The 22,107-nt window shown below is 68.2% G+C and carries 24 protein-coding genes; 12 read left to right on the top strand and 12 right to left on the bottom strand.

The features are described from left to right. Positions 1 to 101 precede the first annotated feature (101 nt). Complete coding sequence (locus FVE89_RS04485) at positions 102 to 284, top strand: hypothetical protein (protein WP_160532938.1); 183 nt, start codon at positions 102 to 104, stop codon at positions 282 to 284. 38 nt (positions 285 to 322) lie between these two features. Here the strand turns inward: FVE89_RS04485 and FVE89_RS04480 are convergent, their stop codons facing one another. The 5 genes from FVE89_RS04480 to FVE89_RS04460 form a co-directional block, all read right to left on the bottom strand. Next, complete coding sequence (locus tag FVE89_RS04480) at positions 323 to 583, bottom strand: hypothetical protein (protein WP_160532937.1); 261 nt, start codon at positions 581 to 583, stop codon at positions 323 to 325. Between the two features lie 428 nt (positions 584 to 1,011). After that, complete coding sequence (locus FVE89_RS04475) at positions 1,012 to 1,212, bottom strand: hypothetical protein (protein WP_160532936.1); 201 nt, start codon at positions 1,210 to 1,212, stop codon at positions 1,012 to 1,014. A gap of 88 nt (positions 1,213 to 1,300) precedes the next feature. Then, positions 1,301 to 1,657 (bottom strand): energy transducer TonB, encoded by a 357-nt coding sequence (locus FVE89_RS04470; protein ID WP_160532935.1) that lies wholly within the window; start codon positions 1,655 to 1,657, stop codon positions 1,301 to 1,303. 93 nt (positions 1,658 to 1,750) lie between these two features. Beyond that, positions 1,751 to 1,993: a hypothetical protein gene (locus FVE89_RS04465; RefSeq protein ID WP_160532934.1), complete on the bottom strand. Its 243-nt coding sequence runs from the start codon at positions 1,991 to 1,993 to the stop codon at positions 1,751 to 1,753. Then, positions 1,990 to 2,172: a hypothetical protein gene (locus FVE89_RS04460; protein WP_160532933.1), complete on the bottom strand. Its 183-nt coding sequence runs from the start codon at positions 2,170 to 2,172 to the stop codon at positions 1,990 to 1,992. The genes FVE89_RS04465 and FVE89_RS04460 overlap by 4 nt, the downstream gene beginning before the upstream one ends. Positions 2,173 to 2,401: 229 nt before the next feature. Here FVE89_RS04460 and FVE89_RS04455 point away from each other — a divergent pair, with 229 nt between their 5' ends. The 5 genes from FVE89_RS04455 (at position 2,402) to FVE89_RS04435 (ending at position 9,050) form a co-directional block, all read left to right on the top strand. After that, positions 2,402 to 2,581 carry a hypothetical protein gene (locus FVE89_RS04455; RefSeq protein WP_160532932.1) on the top strand — a complete coding sequence of 60 codons (180 nt, stop codon included), beginning with the start codon at positions 2,402 to 2,404 and terminating at the stop codon, positions 2,579 to 2,581. Between the two features lie 277 nt (positions 2,582 to 2,858). Further along, complete coding sequence (locus FVE89_RS04450) at positions 2,859 to 3,905, top strand: helix-turn-helix domain-containing protein (protein WP_160532931.1); 1,047 nt, start codon at positions 2,859 to 2,861, stop codon at positions 3,903 to 3,905. 91 nt (positions 3,906 to 3,996) lie between these two features. Then, complete coding sequence (locus FVE89_RS04445; protein ID WP_160532930.1) at positions 3,997 to 4,380, top strand: hypothetical protein; 384 nt, start codon at positions 3,997 to 3,999, stop codon at positions 4,378 to 4,380. 139 nt (positions 4,381 to 4,519) lie between these two features. After that, positions 4,520 to 5,830 carry an efflux RND transporter periplasmic adaptor subunit gene (locus tag FVE89_RS04440; RefSeq protein WP_160532929.1) on the top strand — a complete coding sequence of 437 codons (1,311 nt, stop codon included), beginning with the start codon at positions 4,520 to 4,522 and terminating at the stop codon, positions 5,828 to 5,830. 10 nt (positions 5,831 to 5,840) lie between these two features. After that, entirely contained in the window at positions 5,841 to 9,050 is a 3,210-nt protein-coding gene (locus tag FVE89_RS04435; protein ID WP_160532928.1) for a CusA/CzcA family heavy metal efflux RND transporter, read from the top strand. A gap of 52 nt (positions 9,051 to 9,102) precedes the next feature. On the opposite strand, the gene FVE89_RS04430 is transcribed toward FVE89_RS04435, so the two are convergent. After that, on the bottom strand, positions 9,103 to 9,315 hold the full coding sequence (locus FVE89_RS04430; protein ID WP_160532927.1) for a TOBE-like domain-containing protein: 213 nt from the start codon (positions 9,313 to 9,315) through the stop codon (positions 9,103 to 9,105). Between the two features lie 551 nt (positions 9,316 to 9,866). On the opposite strand from FVE89_RS04430, the gene FVE89_RS04425 reads away from it, so the two are divergent. Next, on the top strand, positions 9,867 to 10,019 hold the full coding sequence (locus FVE89_RS04425) for a hypothetical protein (protein WP_210254044.1): 153 nt from the start codon (positions 9,867 to 9,869) through the stop codon (positions 10,017 to 10,019). Between the two features lie 214 nt (positions 10,020 to 10,233). Here the strand turns inward: FVE89_RS04425 and FVE89_RS30445 are convergent, their stop codons facing one another. Further along, on the bottom strand, positions 10,234 to 10,416 hold the full coding sequence (locus FVE89_RS30445; RefSeq protein ID WP_202130593.1) for a hypothetical protein: 183 nt from the start codon (positions 10,414 to 10,416) through the stop codon (positions 10,234 to 10,236). Between the two features lie 203 nt (positions 10,417 to 10,619). Here FVE89_RS30445 and FVE89_RS04420 point away from each other — a divergent pair, with 203 nt between their 5' ends. Genes FVE89_RS04420 through FVE89_RS04410 form a run of 3 tightly spaced genes read left to right on the top strand, consistent with a single transcriptional unit; the run spans position 10,620 to position 13,440 of the window. Further along, the gene (locus tag FVE89_RS04420; protein ID WP_160532926.1) at positions 10,620 to 11,900 is read left to right on the top strand and encodes a hypothetical protein; all 1,281 of its coding nucleotides are present in this window, start codon (positions 10,620 to 10,622) and stop codon (positions 11,898 to 11,900) included. Beyond that, a complete protein-coding gene (locus tag FVE89_RS04415; RefSeq protein WP_160532925.1) occupies positions 11,897 to 12,976 on the top strand; it encodes a DNA cytosine methyltransferase in 1,080 nt (359 codons plus the stop codon). The genes FVE89_RS04420 and FVE89_RS04415 overlap by 4 nt, the downstream gene beginning before the upstream one ends. Next, the gene (locus FVE89_RS04410) at positions 12,916 to 13,440 is read left to right on the top strand and encodes a very short patch repair endonuclease (RefSeq protein WP_342390018.1); all 525 of its coding nucleotides are present in this window, start codon (positions 12,916 to 12,918) and stop codon (positions 13,438 to 13,440) included. Before FVE89_RS04415 ends, FVE89_RS04410 begins: the two co-directional genes overlap by 61 nt. Before the next feature lie 830 nt (positions 13,441 to 14,270). On the opposite strand, the gene FVE89_RS04405 is transcribed toward FVE89_RS04410, so the two are convergent. Further along, the gene (locus FVE89_RS04405; protein WP_160532923.1) at positions 14,271 to 14,525 is read right to left on the bottom strand and encodes a hypothetical protein; all 255 of its coding nucleotides are present in this window, start codon (positions 14,523 to 14,525) and stop codon (positions 14,271 to 14,273) included. Between the two features lie 167 nt (positions 14,526 to 14,692). Here FVE89_RS04405 and umuD point away from each other — a divergent pair, with 167 nt between their 5' ends. Together umuD and FVE89_RS04395 are read left to right on the top strand one after the other, a co-directional pair. Continuing rightward, positions 14,693 to 15,145: a translesion error-prone DNA polymerase V autoproteolytic subunit gene (gene umuD / locus FVE89_RS04400; RefSeq protein WP_160532922.1), complete on the top strand. Its 453-nt coding sequence runs from the start codon at positions 14,693 to 14,695 to the stop codon at positions 15,143 to 15,145. Further along, positions 15,142 to 16,470 carry a Y-family DNA polymerase gene (locus FVE89_RS04395; protein WP_160532921.1) on the top strand — a complete coding sequence of 443 codons (1,329 nt, stop codon included), beginning with the start codon at positions 15,142 to 15,144 and terminating at the stop codon, positions 16,468 to 16,470. Before umuD ends, FVE89_RS04395 begins: the two co-directional genes overlap by 4 nt. Positions 16,471 to 16,830: 360 nt before the next feature. Here FVE89_RS04395 and FVE89_RS04390 read toward each other — a convergent pair whose 3' ends face one another. The 4 genes from FVE89_RS04390 to FVE89_RS04375 all read right to left on the bottom strand — a co-directional run. Beyond that, positions 16,831 to 17,226 (bottom strand): response regulator, encoded by a 396-nt coding sequence (locus FVE89_RS04390; RefSeq protein ID WP_160532920.1) that lies wholly within the window; start codon positions 17,224 to 17,226, stop codon positions 16,831 to 16,833. 19 nt (positions 17,227 to 17,245) lie between these two features. Beyond that, a complete protein-coding gene (locus tag FVE89_RS04385) occupies positions 17,246 to 20,737 on the bottom strand; it encodes a CheR family methyltransferase (protein ID WP_160532919.1) in 3,492 nt (1,163 codons plus the stop codon). 119 nt (positions 20,738 to 20,856) lie between these two features. Next, the gene (locus FVE89_RS04380) at positions 20,857 to 21,879 is read right to left on the bottom strand and encodes a chemotaxis protein CheB (protein ID WP_160532918.1); all 1,023 of its coding nucleotides are present in this window, start codon (positions 21,877 to 21,879) and stop codon (positions 20,857 to 20,859) included. A gap of 102 nt (positions 21,880 to 21,981) precedes the next feature. Further along, positions 21,982 to 22,107: integrase core domain-containing protein (locus FVE89_RS04375; protein WP_160532917.1), on the bottom strand; the 126-nt coding region annotated here is incomplete at its 5' end.

Raw genomic sequence — 22,107 nt, 5'->3', positions numbered from 1 at the left:
CGCGCCGCGGCGGATCGCCTCGCCCTTGCGTCGCCGTGGGAACCCGGTCTTAATCATGCCGGTGCTTGATGCCGCTGCACGCCGCACCCGGGGGGTTCGTCATGACGGTCGCGATCCTGGTTGCTCTCTTGGCGGGTGCGCTCTCGCTCGGCGTCCTGTCGGCGGTCTCGTTCCGGCGCCGGGAGGAGATCGAGCTTGAGGACGGGTGTCCGTCCGATGACGAGATCTTCGATCTCGGTGGCCCGATGATCGACCTGGTGATCGACCTGGAACCGCAGCGCTGAGGCGCGGCGGCCCGTCGCGCGAGCGAGCGTCAGCGCAGCTATCCCTCGGGTTCGGGCGTCGCTGACCCCGACGGCGTGTTCTGCCGCCTGGACCAGACGACGCGCCCGGCCCGATCCCTCAGAGCGGCCGAGCCCGAGCGGCCGGCGAGCAGCTGCGCGAAGCGCGCCTTCGCGTCCGCCACGGCCGCGTTCTCGGATGGCGCGAGGATCTGCTCGTCGTGGATGATGATGCCGCTCGCGCTCTCTCGATGCACGACGCATTGCAGGCGATAGGGTGCCGGCGGTGGGCTCGCGGCCATGGGGGGCTCCGGGCCGGTGATGCGGCCTACGCGGCCCGCGGCCCGGTTCCGTGCGCCCGGCTTCCAGGGGCCGAGGCTTTGCCGTTCCGGAGAGCGCAGACGCAGCCGAACACGGGAAACCTCCTCGGACCCATCGATCGAGACGAAGCCATACCAGAAATGGCCGGCTCAAGAACCGCTTATCCGGTGTCTGCCCAGAAACTGTTCTGCCCAGGAACTGTCCTGCTCAAGAACGGCCCCGATCCGGCCGTTGCGGCCGATCCCCGGGGCATCCGGAGATCGGTGGCGGCTTCCGCCTCGGACCGGCCCCGCCCCGGATCGGGACGCTTCAGCGGCAGCGGCCCCCGATCGTGCCGCGATCGGGGGCCGCTCCTGATCCCGGGGCTCGCCCCGGTCAGGCCGGCCGAACGGCTTCGGCGCGGTGCGGCTCAGGCCGCCTCGCCCTCCGCATCGTCGGCGTCCAGGATCGTCTCCAGATCGCCCACCAGGGCATCCAGCTGGTCGGCGGTCGCCTTGAGCTTCAGGGTCGTGCCGTCCTGCGCCTCGACCGCGATCTCGATGTGATCCCCGACCTTGGCGGCCAGCGCCTGCTTCACCGTGTAGGTCGTCACGTCAGCCTTGTCCGCCATGCTGTCTCCTGGGTTGGCTCTGGGCCAACGCCGGGGCCGCCCGCATCGAGACTGCGGCAGAAGCTCGCGAGGGACCGCGGGGCCTGCGCTACCGGCGCTGGCGCGTGTATCGCTCGATCACCCGCTGCCGGTGCGTCGGCGCTTCGGTCAGGCGGGACGCGGCCCCCGGACCATGGGGCCGGCCGGTGGGGTGGGGCGCAGGCAGCAGCGCCTGCCCGGCCCGTGGCGTCTCGACGATGACGGCCTCCAGCACCATCGGGCGCGCCGGCCTCACGGGGGCGCGCGCGGGCCGCGCCGCGAGGGTCCCGAGGGCCCAGAGGCCGAGACACAGCAGGCCGATCAGAATCCCGTCCCAGGACGGCTCCGTCCGGCACATCAGGATCCCGGTGCCGGTCAGGGAAGCCACGGCCGCGAAGAGCCGCGGTGTCGGATCGCCGGACATCATGCCCCAGCCTCCCCGTTCCACGCTGAGAACCCCTGAACGACCCGTTACACTTGTCTGCAAACGGCCTGCCGGATCGCGGGCCGCACCCGGCCCTCAACCCGCCAGGCTGGAGGGCATCTGCCACGCGACGCCCGGATGCTCGCGGATGTCGCCGGCCCGGGTTCCGGTATCGGCATCGCTGGTCCAGTCGCTGGGCTCCGCGATGGCGGCGATCTCCGCGTCCGGATAGGCGGCCGTCAGGAACAGGCGCGCCTCGCCCTCGGCCTCCGCCCGGACGGTGACCAGGGGCTTCTCACCCTGAGCGTCGCGCACCTGCGCGATGAACAGCTTGGTCATGATCGGACCTCCACCTCCTCGACGTAAAGGCCGCCGGCCCGCAGGTGGGGCGGGATTCCGCTGCTGTCGCGGTAGCCGGCCGCGCTCGCCATCGTGTCGAGCGCCGCCAGGGCGTCGAGCGCCGCGCCGATCCAGAGAACCGCCCCCGTCGCCGCCTGCATGATCCGGAAGATCTTCACGTCCCGCCCTCGCCCGCCCTCGTTGGCCGTTTTCCGGACAAGCTTGGGAGTTGCACGGCTGTTCCCGATCGAAATTGTCGCGACTAACGAAGTGCTTGCCGCTGGCGGCAGGAATTTAGGCCCGGAACGGGCGCGGCGGCTGGCCGTTATCCAGGCCAGACCGGCTCGGGCTGGCCCTCCGGCCCCGCGTGCCGGCCCACCGAAGCTTCGATTGGAAGTCAGGAGCACCATGACCAGCCGCACCGTCCAATCCGCCCTGCTCGCCCTCGCCCTCGTCGCCGGTAGCGCCGGCATGGCCGCCGCGCAGAGCACGCCCAACGGCAGCACGTCATCCTCCGGCGCGCCCGCGGGCGACAGCAGCACCGGCAACGGCGCCACGGGCAGCGGCGCGGCGCCGAGCGGACGGTAACGCGCCGTTAACCATAAGGACCGAGATCAGCGGTCCTCACAACCGTGCAACTCTCCGTCCCGCAGCCCTCCGGCTCGCGGGACGTTTCGTATCGGGCGCGCCCTGAACGGGCGGACCGGATCCGGCAGGATCCCTCATCCGGCGGTCCGCCGCGGCGCAGGCGGGTTGGGCGATGGTCGATCCCCTTGCTGGCGCCGCCCGTTTTCTTCGAAACCCGATATCCTGTAAGAGATCCGCCCGGACGAGTACTCCGGCATGGGGTTGAGCCACACGGGCGATGCGATCGAATTCAGTTCTGCGCCTCGATGACGCGCGGCCAGGTCTTCACCAGGCCGCGGCCTGGCGCGATGCCGTCGCCCCGTTCTGGACCTTCGCGATCCGGAAGGAGGATCTGGCGGAGTTCCGGGGCCAGTCGCATGTCCAGCACCTCGGCAACGCGATCCTTTGCCGGGCCACCGCCTCCGGCCTGCAATTCAGCCGCGACCGCGCCCTCGTGGCCCGCATGGGCGTCGATCACGTCCTGGCGCATGTGCGCCTGTCCGGCCGATCCCAGGTCGCGGTCGGCGGCCGTGAGCAGGCGTGCGGGCCGGGCGACATCTGCCTGCTCGACCTGTCGCAGCCGCTATCCGCCCGTTCCACGGACTATCAGGCCCTCACGGTGGTGCTGCCGCGCGGACTCTTCGGCGCCTATCAGGGCGCGCTCGACGCGCTCCACGGTCAGGTGATCCGGGGCGCGACCCCGTTCGGCCGGATGCTGAACGATCATCTGCGCTCCCTCGGCGCACACGCCCCCGGCTTCTCGGAGCGCGAGGCCGCGGCGGCCGCGCAGGCGACCGCGATGCTGCTTGGCGCGGCGGTTTCCGGCCTGCCCGAGGCGGACCGGGTCGGTCATGCCCCGGACGGTGCCCCGCTCCTTCTCATCCTCCGGCGGTTCATCGAGGCCGAACTCACCGCTCCCGACCTGAACGCCGAGACGCTCGGCCGGAAATTCGGGCTCTCGCGCAGCACCCTGTACCGCCTGTTCGCTCCGCTCGGGGGCGTGTCCGGCCACATCCGTCAGCGCCGGCTCGCCCGCGCCTATCAGGACCTCGCCGCGGGCGACGGGCGCGGCGCCCGCGTCTCGGAGGTGGCCTATCGCTGGGGCTTCGAGAGCCCCGCGCATTTCGCGCAAGCCTTCCGCGCCGCCTTCGGCCACGCCCCCCGGGACGTCCGGTCCCAGATCTTGGCGGAGACCTTGGCGGAGGCCGCCGCATCCCCGAATCAGCCGGCCCGGACGGAGAGCTGGCCCGACTTCTACGACTGGGTCCTCCGGCTGGCTGCTTGAGAACCTGTTCGACGGGGGCGCCAATCGGGGCAAGCCGGCTCCGAAGCGGGCCCCTTGTGTCCCCGGCTCCGCCTCGACCATAAGACCCGCGATGACCTTCGGGGTTCGGCATAGGCGCACGGTTCGGGCGCGGGGCTGGTGGGCGCTCGCCGTCCGCATGCTCGCGCTCGTCCTCGCGCTCGTCCTGGCACTGTCGGTCGCCGGGCCGGGCGTCGGCCTCGCGGCGGATCTCGCCTTCCACGCGGGCGGCCACCACGAGGCGGGCGAGGGCTCGGCCCTCGACGCGCCGGACACCGCCACCGCCGTCGATCCCGGCCTTGCCGCGCATGTCCATTGCGGCTGTCATCTGGCGGCCCGCCTGGAGGCCGCGATGTTGGTGCCGCCGCCCGTGCCGGGCCGGCCGCTGCGAGCCCGCCTCGCGCAGGGCCGTCCCCCCGTCGATCCCGACCGGCTGCCGCGGCCCCCACGCGCGTGAGCTGACGCCGCCGATCGGCGCGCGTCCCGCCCGGAGGCCGGAACCGGCCCCAGGCCCGCCTCCACGCGAAACCTGACCGGGCTTCCCGGGGCCGCCACGCGCGGCAGCCCGCCGTCCCGGCCGCTCCCAGAGCCGATCCATGCGCATCCTCCCGTCCGCCGCCATTGGCGCGGTCCTTCTGGCCGCCGGCATCGCCCTCGGCGCCGCCGTTCCCGGCCTCCTCCGGCAGCCCGTCACCGTTGCCGGGCTCGCCCCGGACGGCCATGACCACGCCGCGGCGCCGGACCGCTCCAAGGCCGCCGCGGATGGCGTGGCGCGCGATGACCCTCCGCATGGCGCGAATCACGCGGCCGATCACGCCGCGGACGTGATCCGGATGCGGTCCGACCAGATCGCCGGCCAGGACATCGCGACCATGCAGGTCGGCGGCGGTACGCTGGCGCGCCACCTCCTGGTCCCCGGCACCATCACCCCCGACACCGACCGGATCGCCCGCGTTCCGGCCCGGGTGGTCGGCACGGTGGCCGAGATGCGCAAGCGCCTCGGCGACGCCGTGCAGAAAGACGAGGTCGTGGCGATCCTCGACAGCCGGGAGGTCGCCGACGCCAAGAGCGAGTACCTCACCGCCCAGGTCCAGGCCGAATTGCAGACCATCAACTTCGAGCGCCAGCAGAAGCTGCTCGCCTCGCGCAGCGCCTCCGAGGCCGCCTTCGAGACCGCCCGGGCCGCCTATCAGGAGACCCGGCTGCGGGTCGACCTCGCCCGCCAGAAGCTGTCGGCGCTGGGCCTCGACGCCGCCGCGGTGGCGGCCGCCCAGAAGCGCGACGAGGCGACGCCCAACCAGTCGAGCCTGCGCCGCTACCCGCTGCGGGCGCCGCTCGCCGGCCGGATCGTCGAGCGCAAGGTCGATGTCGGCACCGCGGTCGGCAAGGAGGGTGATCCGGCCGACCTCTACACGGTGGCGGACCTGTCCACGGTCTGGATCGAGCTGTCGGTGCCGACGCTCGACCTCGCCCAGGTGCGGGAGGGCGCCCGCGTCGCCGTCACCCCGGGTCGGGCGGGCGCGGCGGAGAACCGGGCCGAGGGCCGCGTGATCTTCGTGAGCCCGTTCCTCAACGCCGACACCCGCTCGGCCCGGGTGGTGGTGACCCTGCCGAATCCCGATTTCGCGTGGCGGCCCGGCACCTTCGTCACCGCCGAGATCGAGATCGCCCGGGACGTGGTCCCGGTCCGGATCCCCAAGGCTTCCGTCCAGACGATCGACGGCAAGCCCGTGGTGTTCGTGCGCAAGGCCGACGGCTTCGAGAAGCGGGTGGTCGAACTCGGGCCCTCCGACGACGAGGCCTACGCGGTCACCGCCGGGCTCGAGCCCGGCGCCGAGATCGCGACCGGCAACACCTTCCTGCTGAAGGCCGAGCTCGGCAAGGCCGAAGCCGGCCACGACGATTGAGGCGCGCGCCATGATCAGCCGCATCCTCGCCGTCTCGGTCCGTCAGCGCTGGCTGGTGCTGCTCCTCGTGCTGCTGGCCGCGGGCTTCGGCGCCGTCGCGCTCGCGAGGCTGCCGATCGACGCCGTGCCCGACATCACCAACAACCAGGTGCAGATCAACACCCTGGCGCCTTCCCTGTCGCCGGTCGATGTCGAGCGGCAGGTGACCTACCCGGTCGAGACCGCCCTCGCCGGCATCAAGGGCCTGGACTACACCCGCTCGCTCTCGCGCAACGGCTTCTCGCAGGTCACCGCGGTCTTCGCCGAGTCCCTCGACACCTACTTCGCCCGCCAGCAGGTCGCCGAGCGCCTCGCCCAGGTGCGGGAGGATCTGCCCTCCGGGGTCGAGCCGCGGATGGGGCCGATCTCCACGGGCTTGAGCGAGATCAGCATGTGGTCGGTCCGCTACGCGCCGCCGGGGGAGCGGGCGGTCGCGCCGGCGGGCAAGCCCGGCTGGCAGCCGGATGGCAGCTACCGGACCCCGGAGGGCCAGGATCTCCGCACGGAGCTGGAGCAGGTCGCCTATCTGCGCACGGTCGAGGACTGGATCATCCGGCCGCAGATCAAGGCGGTGCCGGGCGTCGCCGGGGTCGACGGGATCGGCGGCTTCGAGAAGCAGTACCACGTCCAGCCGGACCCGACGACGCTCACCGCCCTCGATTTGTCCTTCGCGGATGTCGCCCGGGCGCTCCAGGCCAACAACGCCAACCAGGGCGCCCGCTACCTGGAGGACAACGGCGAGAGCTACGTGGTGCGCGCCGCCGGGCGCCTGGAGAGCCCGGCGGCGATCGCCGACGTGGTGGTGGCGAGCCGCGGCGGCGTGCCGGTGCGGATCCGCGACATCGCCACGGTGCGGATCGGGCGCGACCTGCGCACCGGGTCGGCCAGCGAGAACGGGCGGGAGACCGTGATCGGCACCGCCCTGATGCGGATCGGCGAGAACAGCCGCACGGTGGCGTCCGCCGTCGGCGCCCGCCTCGACCAGATCCGGCGCGCCCTGCCCCCCGGCATCGTGGTCGAGACCCTGCTCGACCGGACGCAACTCGTCGAGGCGACGATCCGCACGGTGGGCAAGAACCTCGCGGAGGGCGCGGGGCTGGTGATCGTCGTCCTGTTCCTGCTGCTGGGCAACATCCGCGCCGCGCTGATCGCGGCTCTGGTCATCCCGGTCGCCATGCTGGTGACCGTGACGGGCATGGTCGAGGCAAAGATCTCGGCCAACCTGATGAGCCTCGGCGCGCTCGATTTCGGGCTCATCGTCGACGGGGCGGTGATCATCACCGAGAACGCCTTGCGCCACCTCGCCGGGCGGCAGCACGCGGCCGGGCGCGGGCTCTCCCTGGAGGAGCGCCTGGAGACGGTGCGCCAATCCGCCGAGGAGATGATCGAGCCGTCCCTCTACGGGCAGGCGATCATCATCCTGGTCTACCTGCCGCTCCTGACCTTCTCGGGCGTCGAAGGCAAGATGTTCCAGCCGATGGCGCTCACCGTCATCCTGGCGCTGGCTTCGGCCTTCGTGCTGTCGCTGACCTTCGTGCCGGCCCTGATCGCCATCGCGCTCACCGGCCGGGTCACCGAGGCGGAGAGCCCGATCCTCCGGGGCCTGAAGGCGCTCTACCGGCCGGTTCTGGACGCGGCGATCCGGGCGCCCGCCCCCTTCGTCGGGGCGGCTTTGCTGCTGCTTGCCGGCGCCGGGCTGCTGGCTTCCCGGCTCGGCACCGAGTTCATCCCGCTCCTCGACGAGAAGAGCATCGCGCTCAACGCCACCCGGATCCCGTCCACCAGCCTCACCCAGTCGCAGGCGATGCAGCTCAAGGTCGAGCAGGCGATCAAAAAATTCCCGCAGGTCGCCACCGTGTTCTCGAAGACCGGCACCGCCGAGGTCGCCACCGACCCGATGCCGCCGAATTCCTCCGACACCTTCGTGATGCTCAAGCCGCAGGCCGCGTGGCCCGATCCGGCCCTGTCCAAGGCCGAATTGCAGGCGCGGATCGAGGCGGCGCTCGGCGACCTCGCCGGCAACGTCTATGAATTCTCCCAGCCGATCCAGCTGCGCTTCAACGAGCTGCTCGCCGGGACGCGGGGCGACCTCGCCATAAAAGTGTTCGGCGAGGATTTCGGGCCGATGCTGGAGACCGCCAACCGCATCGCCGCGATCCTGCGCGGGATCCCGGGCGCCGACGACGTGAAGGTCGAGCAGATCGCCGGCCTGCCGGTCTTCGAGATCACGATCGACCGGGAGGAGGCGGCGCGGCTGGGGCTCAGCACCGGGGCGATCCAGGAGGTGATCGGCGCCGCCATGGGCGGGCGGGAGGCGGGCATCGTGTTCGAGGGCGACCGGCGCGTGCCGATCGTCGTGCGGCTGACCGATCAGGTCCGCGAGGACCGGGAGGCGCTGGAGAACCTGCCCGTCCCGCTCCCCCCGGACCCGAACGGCCGGGCCGCCTCCGTGCTGCTGCGGCAGGTGGCGCGCTTCTCGGTCAGCGAGGGGCCGAACCAGATCAGCCGCGAGAACGGCCGCCGCCGGGTCGTGGTCACCGCCAATGTCCGCGGCCGGGACATCGGCTCCCTGGTGGCGGAGGCGCAGGAGACGATCGCCGCGCAGGTGCCGCTGCCGGCGGGCGCCTCCCTGAGCTGGGGCGGGCAGTTCGAAAACCTCGCCTCGGCGCGGGCGCGCCTCGCCGTGGTGGTGCCGGTCTGCTTCGGGCTGATCGTCCTGCTGCTCACCGCGGCGCTCGGCCGGGCGCGCGACGCGCTCCTCGTGTTCAGTGCGGTGCCGCTGGCGCTGACCGGCGGGATCGCGGCCCTGTGGCTGCGCGGGATGCCGCTCTCGGTGCCGGCGGCGGTCGGGTTCATCGCGCTGTCGGGCGTGGCGGTGCTGAACGGCCTCGTGATGCTGACCTTCATCAAGCAGCGCGTCGCCGGGGGGCAGCCGCTGCGGGCGGCGATTCGCGAAGGCGCCCTCACCCGGCTGCGGCCGGTGGCGATGACCGCGCTCGTCGCCTCCCTGGGCTTCGTGCCGATGGCGCTCGCCACCGGCACCGGCGCGGAGGTGCAGCGCCCGCTCGCCACCGTGGTGATCGGCGGCCTGATCAGCGCGACCCTGCTGACGCTCGTGGTGCTGCCGGCGCTCTACGCGCGCTTCGGACGGGCCGGGTCCGGCCCGGCGGCTGACGGATGAGGCGACCGGTTCCGCGGCGGGCTCGCCGATCGCGCGGAACCGGGCTGCGCCGTTACGGCTTCACGAGCAGCACGTTCACCGCCTTGGCGAGCACGTGCACGGTGTCGCCCTCCTTGAGGCCGAGTTCCTCCAGCGAGTCGACGGTCATCACCGAGGCCATGCGGTAGGTGGTGCCGACGAGTTCCACCTCGACCTGAGCCATCACGCCCCCGCGCTTGATCGCCGTCACCGTGGCGGGGATGTCGTTGCGCGCACCGTGCTTCATGGATCGTCCTCTGCGCGGCCGCCCGGGCCGCCGGGGCCGAATACGCGGCGGGGGCTCGGGTTTCAACGAAGCGGACCGGGATCCGCGGCATGCCTGCACGTCGTGTCCTGGGCAACGCGCGATGAGACTCGCTGCGCCGCGAGATCCGCAATCCGGATCTCCGTGTCCGCTGCCGCTTCCGACGGCGGTTGCTGATGTCCGTCCGAATCCGCCAAAATCCGCAATTGCCATGAGTTCGCGAATATGATTGAATACTTGAAAGTTTAATATCGCTGCATCGGATGAACATGCTTGCGGAGCCTGAAGGGCCGTAAGGGGGCGCTTATGTATGCTGCGACGCGGATCGACGAGAAGGCGGATCGTGAACTGATTCTCGTATTCGGCGGGTGGATCACATTCGAGCTTCTGATCCTGTTCGTCTGCATGATATCGATGTCATAGGATCATCGACTCGACAGCTTGGACGCTGATGTCAGTCTTCCTGTTGCGTCTTGAGGTACGCGTTCGCTCGGTACGTCGCCGGCGGCGAGGATTTTGCCCCGGACGCGACCGTGCCGGTTCCGGCATGCTCGTTCGTCCGCCGGGTCGCCAGGACGCCGCATCACGACGACGTGAAGGCAGGCGTCGCGGAACCGGCGATCATCGCAATCAGCAACCTCGGCCCGATCCGCTCCCACCTGACGGGCACCGGCAGGCCGGGCTGACGCGTGGTCCCGGGCTGACGCGTGGTCTGAGAGGCTGGCGGACGCAGCGGATGGTGGGCCCGGCAGAAGTGCCATTAGACGAGGAAGATCAATCGCTTGCCCCTCGGGTGAGGGACAAGGGTGCCCTTTGATGCGATTGGGGAATTTTCAGAGCGTCCCGCACCCTTTCGCCCCGCCCCTCCCCCTTCCCGAGGGGTTCGGAGACGACGGGGGATTAGTCTGTTTTGGGGGTGGTGCGGTTGGGGGGAGAAGATGGTTTGCGAGGGGCCTGAGCCTCAGTCGCCGCCAGTTTCTCCTCAATGGCCTCGCGGATGAAGGCGGCCATGCCCTTCTTGCCGACAAGGTCGGTGATCCGGTCACGAACGACCTTCGGCAGCCGCACCTGTGTCGGCGTCATGTGTAGCGCTGGACGCCCCATGGTCGCGCTTCTGACCGACGCCGCGATTGCCGGCAAGGCTTGCTCCTAAACGGTACCGTTTATGTTGACAGCCTACATGGCACGGCGTACCACTTCAATAGACGGTATCGTTTATGAGGTTGCCATGGCCGAGACCACCGCGCGCGTCCGTATACTCGGTCACCGGTCCGGACGGGAAACCGATGACCTCCTTGCAAGCGGGGTTCATTCATCATGACGGCCGGTTCTATCCAGTCACGGGATGGGTAGCGTACGCCCGGGAGTCGTACCGTGACGACCTCATGGCCGGCATCCGGATTTACTGTCGCGGCAAGATCGCAGCTCAGTCCAGTGTGTTCAATCGGAAGTCAGGGTTCACCGGAGAGTATCAAGTCCGGTCGTATCTCGTTGGTCAGCTTGAAGCAGACTGGCTCGATGAGGAGGAGGATCTTATACAGACTGACCGGAGGGACATCCTGTGGTCAGACGACTTGGGTCATGCTTTTGAAAAGTGGGGGCAGGGTGTCGTTGAGGTCGTAGGTACGCTATCCCGCGAGCCATATAAGAAGAAAGTTTGGGAAGAATTCCTTGAAGTTGGCAAAGTCAATGCCAAAGTTGAAGCGGCATTTCCAGGAGCGAAGTGGGCTCCTATTAGAAATACTACTCTGAAGATCGCTAAGCTTATGGGTGAACGTTTGCGACCGGGAGAGGTTAAAGACGCCGAGCATGTCGACAGCTTGGTTCAGCTCAGCCTCATGCTGGGGCCGCACGTGCAACTCGACGATGCCCTTCGAGAGGCTGCAGATGAGACTGAGGCCCCTCTGGGCGTAGTCGCCAAGATCCTGCGGACGGCTCGCGTCGCCGAACTGTCTTCGTACGGCATGATCGCAGAAAAGCGCGTCAGGGTTATCGAACGACTGACGGACTTGAAGGACGAGGCCAAAACCCTGGAGCAGGCACTGCAAGACTCCATTGCTGAAGCGCCGTGGTTAATCAACCCGCAGTGGTCACCCATCACAGCGAACCAGAGCTTGACCAATCTCAAGGTCGAGTTTGAGAAATTCTACAAGACTGAAACTGGTGAAGATCTAAATTTACAAGATTTCGACAAAGGCAATAAGCGCCCTGATTTTGTTTTATCTAGTCATGATTTTGGATTGCAAATCATCGAGATTAAACGCCCATCTCACAACATCAATAACGAAGAATGGGAGCGGATACAGACATACATCGATGTCATGTCCATGTTTCTTGATCACAAGGGGCATGAGGAGTTCAAGAAACTATTCAAAGGCTTTAATGTCACTCTCGTTTGTGACGGTGTGTCCTTGAGCGGATCGGCGAAGGCGGCGTTCGAATCGGCCGCGCGAGACCGCAAGGTCGAACACATCACGTGGACAGCTTTCCTGCGACGTACGAAGCACATGCATCAAGAGTTCCTCGCTGAGGCGGAGCGCCAACGCGATCTGGCGTTGAAGCCATGAGCGTTGGCACGAACACGCCGACCGCAATCGAGATTTTCGCTGGTGGCGGCGGCCTGGCGGTAGGTCTCCGCGACGCCGGTTTTCGCACCGTAGCCGCGGTCGAGGTCGAACCGAGCGCAGTAGCGACCTTCAAGGCCAATCATCCCGAGGTGCGCGTCTTCCAGCAGGACGTGCGGACCATCGACGGGGCGCAACTACTCGGCTTGGCTGGCGGGGCGCTGGATGTGCTGGCCGCCTGTCCGCCGTGCCAGGGGTTTTCCAGCCTCACTTCCAAATGGCGCAAGGCTGATCCGCGCAACGAACTCGTCCTCGAAGTGGCTCGTTTGGCCGAGGAAATGCGGCCGCGGGCTATCATGGTGGAGAACGTGCCGGGCCTCGTCGACAAGGGCAAAATTCTGTTCGACGAACTGGTGAGAAGGCTCCGTGACCTGGGTTATCGGTGCACTTGGTCCGTTCTCCAAGTCGCTGACTACGGTGTTCCACAGCGGCGACGTCGTCTTGTACTACTCGCCGGGCTGGGGTTTGACATATCCATGCCGGCCCCGACTCATTCGCGCACCGGCAAATCCGGACTCCCGGTTTGGCGCACCGTACGCGAAGCGCTCGCCGGCATAAACCGGCCAGCGGTCACGTTTAGCGAAGCGAAAGCGCTGGGCGGTCCGATCGCTGTCGACTGGCATGTGACGCGCTCCCTCTCCCCCGCAAATCTCGAGCGCCTCCGGCACGCGAAGCCCGGTGCCGTCTGGAAGACGATGCCCGAAGAGGTCCGTCCGCCCTGCCACAGAGGCGGCTATGACGGCTTCACCAACGTGTACGGCCGCATGTCGTGGGACGAGCCTTCCGTGACGATCACGGCTGGCTGCACCACGCTCAGCAAGGGAAGGTTCGGTCACCCTGAGGAGGACAGGACGATCTCGTTGCGAGAGGCCGCCCTGCTCCAGACGTTCCCTCCGGACTATTACTTCGACACCTCCATCGTCGAGCATGCCTGTCAGATTGTCGGAAACGCCCTGCCGTGTGCCTTTGCCGAGATCGTTGCCCGGCAGGTCATCGAACAGCTACGAGCGGTCGCTTGACCGATACGCTGACGTCTGAGGCGCGCTCGCGCCGAATGGCGGGCATCCGGGGCAAAGACACCCGCCCGGAACTTGCGGTGCGATCCACGGCCCACAACCTCGGTTACCGTTTCCGCTTGCACCGCAGAGACTTACCAGGCACTCCGGACCTCGTATTTCCCGGCCGCCGGAAGGTCGTGTTCGTTCACGGCTGCTTCTGGCACCGCCATTCAGGATGCAAGCGAGCGGCGACGCCTGCTGACCGGCGAGCCTACTGGCAGGCGAAGTTCGACGGGAATGTCGAGCGTGACATCCGCAAAGAAGTACAGCTATTGGCGGCTGGCTGGGATGTGCTGATAATCTGGGAGTGCGAGACACGAGATATTGCGCGGCTTACAGAGTCGTTGCGAGACTTCCTGGACCCGCAAGATCGGCCACCAATCCTTAACCCTATAGGCAGTAGCAGCGCTGGCCATGTCGGCTAGTCTTACCCCCGTCGAGTCTCCGACTGCCGTCACCTCCTGGCGCGACCAAATCGAACGCCTGTCCGAGCACGCCTCGCCCTGCCGATATCTCGCCCCGGCGAAATGGGCCGCGATCCGCGCGAACGCGCTGTCCTTCCTGGATCAGTATGGCGCTGAGGCGCACCGTCTCGGCTGGACCGACCCCGAACGTTCGGCGTGCATCCAACGAGCGGCACGCTGCGCGTGGATTCCTGCGGCGTGCTGATGCTCGGCTCCGGTGCGGCCCAAGCGAACCATGCCGATCGCGTGGCATTCGCCCAGGCGTCCGGCTACCGGCCCTTGAAGGGTCAGACCCCTGGGATGCCGATCTGAAAGTTCGCTGCGCCTTATCCTCGGCCGGCGGCTCGTGGCTGACCGGCATCATGGATGTGCGCCCACCCGCGCGCAGAAGAAGTTCGGGTTTCGAGCCACTTGGCTTAACGGCCGAGCGAAGGGCCGCCCGACGTGCCGCCCGTCCCGGGCGGTCCGCTGGTCGGAGTACCGCCGATGTTGATGCCGGGCGTCGTGCCCGGAGTCGACGAGTTGCTCGGGTTGGCCTCGTTCCCCCGCGTAATCGGGCTCGGCCCCAGATCCCTGGCGCCCCGGCCGGCGCCGCCGGTCGTCGCCAGCGGGGCGACGCCGGTGTTCCCCGCGCCTCCTGTCACCACTTGCGCCGAGGCTGGCCCAGCGAGGGCGAGGGATAGGGCGCCTGCGAGCGCCGCGAGACCGCGTGTCATGAGGTGATCCGTTCGACAGCTGAGCCATGAGAACGGGCCATGTCCCATGAAGTTCAGAGGCGGCACACCGAACCTCTAGCCGCCCTGCAGGCTCTCGGCGAAGTCGTCCGGGATCTCGCCCCACTGGCCGAGGATCGTCACGCCCTCTAGCTCGCCGGTCTCATCGTCGGCCACCACCTTCAGCGCCGCAGCGCCGGGCATCCGCTTGGCCAGGTTCTCGGCCTTCTTCAGGGCGCCGCTCTCCGTGTGCACCGGCTCCTGCCTGGCTGGCCGCAGCCGCTTCCGGTGCAGCTCGAACGGCTGCACCACGAACGCTGTCTTCATCGCCATCCTCACCTCACCTCTGCGAAGGTCGGCCTAACCCGCAGTCGCCGTTCGCGTTCTCGCCCGCTGTCCACACCCGTCCACTGCGCTTTCGGCGCCGAGAGCCGAACCGATCGAACCACCGCGCCGCGCGATGTTTGTTCCGTATATGTTCTAATACAGCGGAGCCACGGGTGCATCTCAACCGGATCGACGGGCTGCTCATGGAAAGCTCTGACGCCGTCCGCGTGCCGCTGATCGGCCAGGCGCTGTGCGCCGGCTTCCCGTCGCCGGCCGACGACTTCGTCGAGGATGCCCTGGAGCTGCCGCGCTGGCTCGTGCCGAACCCACCCGCCACCTTCCTGTGGCGGATCAGCGGATCCTCCATGGAGGGTGCCGGCATCTTCGACCGCGACCTCGCCTGCGTCGACCGCAGCCTCAAGGCTTCCCACGGCAGCATCGTCGTGGCGGCGATCGACGGCCAGATGTCGTGCAAGCGCCTCGTCATCGAGGGCAACGTCGCGCGGCTGGCCTTCTGCAACCCGGACCTGCCCGCCTTCGCGGTCGAGGAACTCGGCGAGGGCGTGATCTGGGGCGTGGTCCGCTTCTCGATCCGCTGGCACATCGCCCGCGGCCAGCGCGCGTGAGCACGCAAGAGGCCCGGCTACGCGACCGAATCGGCGGCGGACGCGCCGTGGCGCTGATCGACGGCAACAGCTTCTACTGCTCGTGCGAGCGCGTGTTCGATCCCAGGCTCGCCCGGGTGCCGGTGATCGTGCTCTCGAACAACGACGGCTGCGCCATCGCCCGCACGAGCGAGGCCAAGGCGCTCGGCATCCGCATGGGCGATCCGTACTTCAAGATCCGCGACCTGTGCCGGGCGCAGGGCGTGCGCGTGTTCTCGTCGAACTACACGCTCTACGGCGACATGTCGGGGCGCACCAACGCGGTCTACCGGCAGTTCAGCCCCCAGGTGGAGATCTACTCCATCGATGAGAGCTTTTTGAACCTCACCGACGTGGCGCCGGCGCTCCGGGTCGAGCTCGCCCGGGATCTGCGCGCCACCGTGCGGGCCTGGACCGGCATCCCGACCTGCGTCGGCATCGGCTCGACCAAGACGCTGGCCAAGCTCGCCAACCACATCGCCAAGACCGTGCCGGACCTCGGCGGCGTGTGCGACCTGACCGATCCGGAGGCCTACGCGCACTGGCTGTGCCGGATCTCCGTGGCCGAGGTCTGGGGCATCGGCCGGGCCTCGCTGGCCAAACTCGATGCGATGGGCGTCGAGAGCGTGGCGGACCTGCGCGACCTCGACCCACGACCGGTGCGCAAGGGCCTGACCGTGGTGGGCGAGCGGATCATCCACGAGCTGCGCGGGCTGGCTTGCCTGCCGCTGGAGCTGGTGCCGGCCCGGCGCAAGGGCTGCGCGGTGACGCGCTCGTTCTCCGGCCGGATCGAGGATCGCGCCACCCTGGAGGAGGCGGTGGCCGCCCACGCGACGCGGCTCGGCGAGAAGCTGCGGCGGGAGGGGCTGGGCACGGATCACGTGACGGTCTTCTACCACACGAGCGAGCACGACCGGGGCGCGCCGATGCGCTCGGTCTCGACGACGGTGAGCCTGCCGGAGCACAGCTCGGACACGCTGGCGCTGATCAAGGCGGCGCGGCACGGGGTGGCCAAGACCTGGCGCGAGCCGGGGGAGCGGCCGTGGCGCTACAGCAAGGCCGGCATCGTCACGAACGACCTCGTGCCGCTGTCGCACAGCCCGCGGGCGCTGATCGGCGCGCTAGACCGGGAGCGATCCGGCCCGCTGATGGCGGCGATGGACGCGTGCAATGCGCGTTGGGGCCGAGGCGCGGTGGTGCCGGCGCGGGCGGGGCTGGTGAGCCGGCGGGAGTGGAACACGAAGTTCGAGATGCGGACGCCGCGCTACACGACGCAGGTGAGCGAGCTGCCGGTGGCGTGGGCGTAAGGGCTGCGCCGTCGAGGTTTATTTGGTCCGCTTGGGGTGTATTTTCGGCCCGTCCGCTTCCGAGCAGTCCTTCATGAGAGCGGACATCACCGCCGCACCTGCTCTCAATCCCAAGGAGGCGTTGAGAATCTCCCTTGACGGGCCGGCTAATTAAGCGGCTCCGAGCGAGAGATGTGGGCTGGACACGGCTTGGCTGCTTTCAACTGATTATGCTGGAAAAGAACGCGCCGGGATCGTGGAGTGGTCAGGAGAGCCAATTTGAACGCATTGGCTCCGGAAAATCTCGTCCGAGATTCTTGATCCTACACTGGCATTGCCCCAGAATTTTGAGTTCGATCTACGCTGGACCTGTAAAGATATTCAGTGGATGTTGATTTCCTTCGACAAGACCTGCGCGAGCGTGTCGATCCCCGCCGGCTTCTCACAGCGCTGAACATGCGTGTAGCGCGCGGGAATGGTGGCCTCATCATAGCCCGTGACGAAGACGAACGGCACGCCGCGTGTCTTCAGAGCATCCGCGACCGGGAAGACCTTGACGTCGCGCAGATTGACGTCGAGCACGGCTACATCAATCTCCGAACTCGCCGCTATCAATGCCAAGGCCTTGTCGACCGTCGCCACAGGACCGAGCACCTCAGCGCCTCTCGTCGACAACGTCCGCCGCATCTCGCTAGCGATGAAGTAGTCGTCCTCGACCACGAGCACCTTGTGGCCGGACAACGCGTCCAGCTCATGGATCGACGGATCGGTCGTCATTCGCCCCTCCGATGTGACCTCAGGCCAGTGGAAGCTCGATCAGACAACGTACCTCGGCCTCGCCCAGTTCGTAGCGCGTCGTGGCATCGAGCGCATACGGTAGCGCGTTCTCGATCAGCTCGCGGCCATAGCCGTTCTTTGGAGCCGCACGTCCTATCTCGGGGGGGCGGTCAATTCCGGTTTCGACCCATTCGAGCACGAGCCGTTGATCCTGCCCATCGCTGTCGCTTGTCCACCACCGCACACTGAGCTGGCCATGGGCGTTGGCGAAGGCGCCGTACTTGCGCGCGTTGGTGGCCAGCTCGTGCAGGGCCAGCGCAAAGGTCTGCACCGTCGCCTTGCGGATGCGTACCTCTGGGCCGTCCAGCACGACGCGCTCCTGCAGGCCGGCCGCGGCGAGCGCGTCAAGCTCAGTGCGGATCAGTGTTCGGAGCGTGATCGGCTCATCTCCCGCGCGAGACAGCAATCCCTGCACGCGTGAGAGCGCAGTCAACCGCTCGTTGAATGCCGTTCCGAAGGCCTCCAGCGTCTCGCTGGAGGCCAGGGTCTGCTGCGCAATCGAGTGCACCACGCCGAGAAGGTTACGGGTGCGGTGCTGCAGCTCGGCGACGAGAACCTGCTGCTGCTCCTGCATCCGACGGAGGTCGTCGATATCCGTCGAGGTGCCGAGCCACTCGACCACGTCGCCGCGCTCGCCACGCACTGGCATCGCGCGCGTCTGGAACCAGCGGTAGCTGCCATCGGCCGCGCTCCGCAGGCGTCCCTCCATCTTGAGCAAGCCGGCCCGCGCGGCGTCGCGCCACGCCTCGACGGCCGGTCCGCGGTCGTCCGGATGCACGGCGTCGAGCCAACCGTGGTTGCGGCTCTGCGCCTCCGTCTGGCCGGTATAGGCGGCCCATTGCGGACTCGCCCAGGTCCACCGCCCGTCCTCGCCCGCGCGCCAGACGAGCTGCGGGATGCCTTCGACCAGAGCGAGGAGCCGGCGCTCGCTCGCACGCTGGCGCTCCTCGGCCCGCTTGCGCTCCGTGATGTCGACGAACGTGATCACGACGCCGGCGATGAAGTTGTCGACACTGCGGTAGGGCAGGACCCGAACCAGGTACTGCGCGCCCGTCGTCGAGTTGGTGATCTCGCGCTCGACCACGCTCAGGGTGCGTAGCACGCGTCGGGCGTCGTCCTGCAGCTCCTCGTAGGCGATGCGCGACTTGATGTGGCCGATCGGCCGGCCCGCATCGGTCTCGATGAGGTGGAAGATCTCGGTGACGGCGGGCGTGTGGTTGGTGATCCGCAGCTCGTTGTCCAGGAAGACGGTCGCGATCTGCGTGCTCTCCAGGAAGTTCTTCAGGTCGCTGTTGGCCCGTCCCAGCTCCTGGACCCGGTGACCGAGTTCACCGTTGACCGTGGTCAGCTCCTCGTTGACGGATTGCTGCTCCTCCTTCGAGGTCTGCAGCTCCTCGTTGGTCGATTGCAGCTCCTCGTTGAGCGATTGGTATTCCTCGTTTGAGGATTTGAGCTCCTCGTTGGTGCTCTCCAGCTCCTCGATGGTGGCCTGCAGGCGCTCGCGCGTGGCGCTCAGCTCCGCCTCCAGGCGCCGTGTGTGCTCAAGCCCGCCTGAGGTGACCGCGTCGGCGCCGCGTCCGGCGGCCGCCACCGGGCCGCCGTCCTTGAACAGCACGAAGTAGCCGCGCGCATCCGGCTCGTCCCGCATGGGCTCGACCACGAGGTCGACCGATAGGCGCGCTCCGTTCTGGCCGATCTGCAGGCCCTCGATCTGCATCATCTGGTCGGTCTCGCCGGCGCTGGTGAGGGCCGCGCGCAGGTCGAGCCGCAGGTCCGGATGGACGAGCTGCAGCAGATTCAGGCTGGCGGCGCCGCCGGCCGGATCGATGTAGCGCCCGGTCCGTCCGGAGAAGTGCAGGACGTTGTAGGCGATGTCGGTGATCACGTAAGCGGGGGCGTAGCGTTCCGCCAGCCGCTCGGCGCGGCGGGTCAGCGTCACCCCGTTCGGCCGGACCCGCTCCTCGGCGACGACCGCGGTGCCGGGCCGCCGGTCCGGCGTCGTGAACGGGAAGTCCGGCAGGATGCGCGCGCCGGTCTCCCGGCGGCGGAAGATGCGTGAACGGCTGTCGATCGGCGCGAACAGATCGGTGTGGCGCGAGATGTTCTCGGAATTTCCGAGAAACAGGGTGCCCTCGGGCTTCAGGGCGAAGTGGAACAGTGGGATGACCCGGCTCTGCAACTCGGCGTCGAGGTAGATCAGCAGGTTGCGGCACGAGATCAGGTCGAGCCGGGAGAACGGCGCGTCCTTGATGATCGAGTGCTGTGAGAAGATGCACATCTCGCGCAGCTCCTTCACAAGACAGTAGGTGTTGCCCTCCTTCACGAACCAGCGCGCCAGCCGCTCTGGCGACATGGACTCACTGATCGTGCTGGCGAAGCGGGCGGCCCGGGCCGAGGCGAGGGCGCGGCCGTCGAGGTCGGTCGCGAAGATCTGGACCTGGGGCACGGCGTCCAGGGTGGCCATGTGCTCGCGCAGCAGGATCGCCAGCGAGTAGGCCTCCTCGCCGGTCGAGCAGCCGATTACCCAGACCCGGATCTGATCGTCCCGCCCTTTGTCGGCGAACAGCTTCGGGACGACCTCCCGTTCGAGGATCTCGAACTCCTTCGGGTCCCGGAAGAATTGCGTGACACCGATCAGGAGATCGTTGAAGAGCTCCTGCGCCTCCTCGGACTGGCTGCGCAGAAGCTCGACGTAATCCTCGACCTTCTCCGTCGAGAGAACCTGCATCCGGCGCTGGACCCGGCGCAGGAAGGTCCCGGGCTTGTAGCCGTGGAAGTCGTGGCCGGTCCTGTTGCGCAGTACTCCTGCGATGGCCGTGAGCGCGGCCTTGGATGCGGCCGGGGTGGCGATGCCTTCAGCGTCGATCTGGCGGGCGGCGGACGCTACCCGCTCGACGAGGGCGTCGATGGGCAGCACAGCGTCGGCCAGCGCCGCCGGACTATCGCTGGAGGTGAGCTCACCGGCTCTGGCCTCCCTGGTCTCCTCGGCGAGCGTCAGGCCGCCCGCCTCCTTGATCGCCTTGAAGCCGAGCGTTCCGTCCCCGTCCGTGTCCGCCAGCGCAACGGCGATGCTGCGCCCGTCCTCGTCGCGAGCGAGCGAGACGAGGAAGCTGTCGATGATGCCCCGGCCCCCGACCTGTTCGGCGGGACGGGTGCGAAAGCGCCCGCTCTCGACGCTCACGACAAGGTCGGCGCCGATCAGGTAGGTGCGTCCGCCCTCGACGAGGGCATCGTCCCGGATGTCCGCGAGCTCACGACCCGCCTTCGACAAAGCGTGCCGGAAGCCATCTTCATCGAGGGCGCTCCGGTGCTGCAGGGCGATGATCACCGCCAAGCCGTCCAGCCGCGGCAGGCCGGCAAGGACGCGCTGCAACGATCCGGTGCTTGCAGCCGACGCGCTGAGGGCCACGAAGACTTTTGCTCGTGACGGGCTCGCATCGACCTGGGACATTCTGAATCGCCGTGCTGTGAGATGCGGAGAGAGTGGCGATGCCGCTCCATGCGCTTCGTGTAGAAAGTCTCGGGCCCTCCTGCTACGGCAAGATTGCCGTGCGATGGAAACACCGCCTCCTATTCCTCCTGCGCCCCTTCGCTGCCGGACGATTCGGGCTGCGGCAGGGAGAGCAGGACCGCTCGGCGGATCGTCTCTGCATAGTTCCGGTACTCGGCAGCCCGCTCCTCGTACAACTCCGCCACGGCCGGACGTCCGGAGGTCCGCCCGTCCTGCGCCATGCGGGCGACGAGTTCGGCCCGCTCCTCGATGATGCGCAGGGCGACGCGCAGCGCCTCGTCGACGGCATTCTCCTGCTCCTTGGCGACCACCTCCGCCGTGTAGGCGTGACCCACCTGGCAGCGGAAGCGCAGCGGCTTGGCATCGCGAACCTTGGACAGGACGCCGCTGCAATGCGGACAGGTCAGCGCCGCGGGATCGGCGATGCGGCGTAAGACATCGCTGTCGACGCGCTCGCCCGCGGCGATGTCAACCTCCAGGCGAATCTCAGGCGGCACCGGCAGGCGCGGTCCGGCCGGCTCCTGCACGAGTTCGGACAGGATGTCGCCGAGGCGGGCGCTCGGCACGGCGAGGTCGACGGAGACTGCCGCCATCCCGCTGAGCGGCATCTCATCGGCGATCGCGTCCGCGGGGTCCTGGACGATCGCGACCCCGCCGCAGCGCTTGATCGCCTCCAGACCGGCTGCGCCGTCATTGAGCAAGCCGCTGAGCAACACGCCGATCACGCGGGAGCCGTAGGCCGCCGCGGCCGAGCGGAACAGCGGATCGATGGACGGGCGGGCCATGTTCTCGCGGGGACCACGGCCGAGCATCATCCGTCCGTCGCGCACGATCAGATGATGGTCGGGTACGCCGAGGTAGATGTTGCCGGGCGCGATCGTCATGCCGTCGCTTGCGGCGTGGACCGGCATGTGCGCGGCCGCGGCCGTGACGGTCGCGAGCAGGCCGAGGCTGCGAGCCGGGATGTGCACGACGATGAAGACCGCCGCCGGCAGATCTGCGGGCAGAGCGCCGAGGATCACTTTGAGCGGTGCGGTCGCACCCGACGATCCGCCGATGACGATGATATCGCGGTTTGTCATGGCCGGTCTCCAGCGAGCATCGGGCGCAACACCCGCCTCGGTGCGTCCATGCCCCTCTGGCACGGGGGCGGGGTCGCAAGGGATGAACGTCCCAGGGCGGCTCTAGATGTCGTTTCCAAGGAGGTTGTCCTTAGGGAGCCTGCTTGTGGGTGGTTGTCCACCGAGAGCCGAGTGAGGCCTGCGGCTGTTGTAGTCGCACAGCCACGGGGTCATGGCGGCGGTGCGTTC

It is taken from the genome of Methylobacterium sp. 2A (genome assembly GCF_009806555.1).
In the GTDB taxonomy this organism is placed as follows: Bacteria; Pseudomonadota; Alphaproteobacteria; order Rhizobiales; family Beijerinckiaceae; genus Methylobacterium.
Note: the sequence above shows the minus strand (reverse complement) of the source record. Positions and strands in the feature narration are given on the sequence as shown.

Excerpts from the sequence above, each read along its gene's own strand:
- FVE89_RS04440 (WP_160532929.1), top strand. The coding sequence starts at position 4,520 with ATGCGCATCCTCCCGTCCGCCGCCATTGGCGCGGTCCTTCTGGCCGCC.
- FVE89_RS04385 (WP_160532919.1), bottom strand. The coding sequence starts at position 20,737 with ATGTCCCAGGTCGATGCGAGCCCGTCACGAGCAAAAGTCTTCGTGGCC.
- FVE89_RS04455 (WP_160532932.1), top strand. The coding sequence starts at position 2,402 with ATGACCAGCCGCACCGTCCAATCCGCCCTGCTCGCCCTCGCCCTCGTC.
- FVE89_RS04470 (WP_160532935.1), bottom strand. The coding sequence starts at position 1,657 with ATGATGTCCGGCGATCCGACACCGCGGCTCTTCGCGGCCGTGGCTTCC.
- FVE89_RS04380 (WP_160532918.1), bottom strand. The coding sequence starts at position 21,879 with ATGACAAACCGCGATATCATCGTCATCGGCGGATCGTCGGGTGCGACC.
- FVE89_RS04420 (WP_160532926.1), top strand. The coding sequence starts at position 10,620 with ATGACCTCCTTGCAAGCGGGGTTCATTCATCATGACGGCCGGTTCTAT.
- FVE89_RS04405 (WP_160532923.1), bottom strand. The coding sequence starts at position 14,525 with ATGGCGATGAAGACAGCGTTCGTGGTGCAGCCGTTCGAGCTGCACCGG.
- FVE89_RS04465 (WP_160532934.1), bottom strand. The coding sequence starts at position 1,993 with ATGACCAAGCTGTTCATCGCGCAGGTGCGCGACGCTCAGGGTGAGAAG.
- FVE89_RS04390 (WP_160532920.1), bottom strand. The coding sequence starts at position 17,226 with ATGACGACCGATCCGTCGATCCATGAGCTGGACGCGTTGTCCGGCCAC.
- FVE89_RS04445 (WP_160532930.1), top strand. The coding sequence starts at position 3,997 with ATGACCTTCGGGGTTCGGCATAGGCGCACGGTTCGGGCGCGGGGCTGG.
- FVE89_RS30445 (WP_202130593.1), bottom strand. The coding sequence starts at position 10,416 with ATGACGCCGACACAGGTGCGGCTGCCGAAGGTCGTTCGTGACCGGATC.
- FVE89_RS04450 (WP_160532931.1), top strand. The coding sequence starts at position 2,859 with ATGCGATCGAATTCAGTTCTGCGCCTCGATGACGCGCGGCCAGGTCTT.
- FVE89_RS04415 (WP_160532925.1), top strand. The coding sequence starts at position 11,897 with ATGAGCGTTGGCACGAACACGCCGACCGCAATCGAGATTTTCGCTGGT.
- FVE89_RS04485 (WP_160532938.1), top strand. The coding sequence starts at position 102 with ATGACGGTCGCGATCCTGGTTGCTCTCTTGGCGGGTGCGCTCTCGCTC.
- FVE89_RS04435 (WP_160532928.1), top strand. The coding sequence starts at position 5,841 with ATGATCAGCCGCATCCTCGCCGTCTCGGTCCGTCAGCGCTGGCTGGTG.
- FVE89_RS04480 (WP_160532937.1), bottom strand. The coding sequence starts at position 583 with ATGGCCGCGAGCCCACCGCCGGCACCCTATCGCCTGCAATGCGTCGTG.
- FVE89_RS04475 (WP_160532936.1), bottom strand. The coding sequence starts at position 1,212 with ATGGCGGACAAGGCTGACGTGACGACCTACACGGTGAAGCAGGCGCTG.
- FVE89_RS04430 (WP_160532927.1), bottom strand. The coding sequence starts at position 9,315 with ATGAAGCACGGTGCGCGCAACGACATCCCCGCCACGGTGACGGCGATC.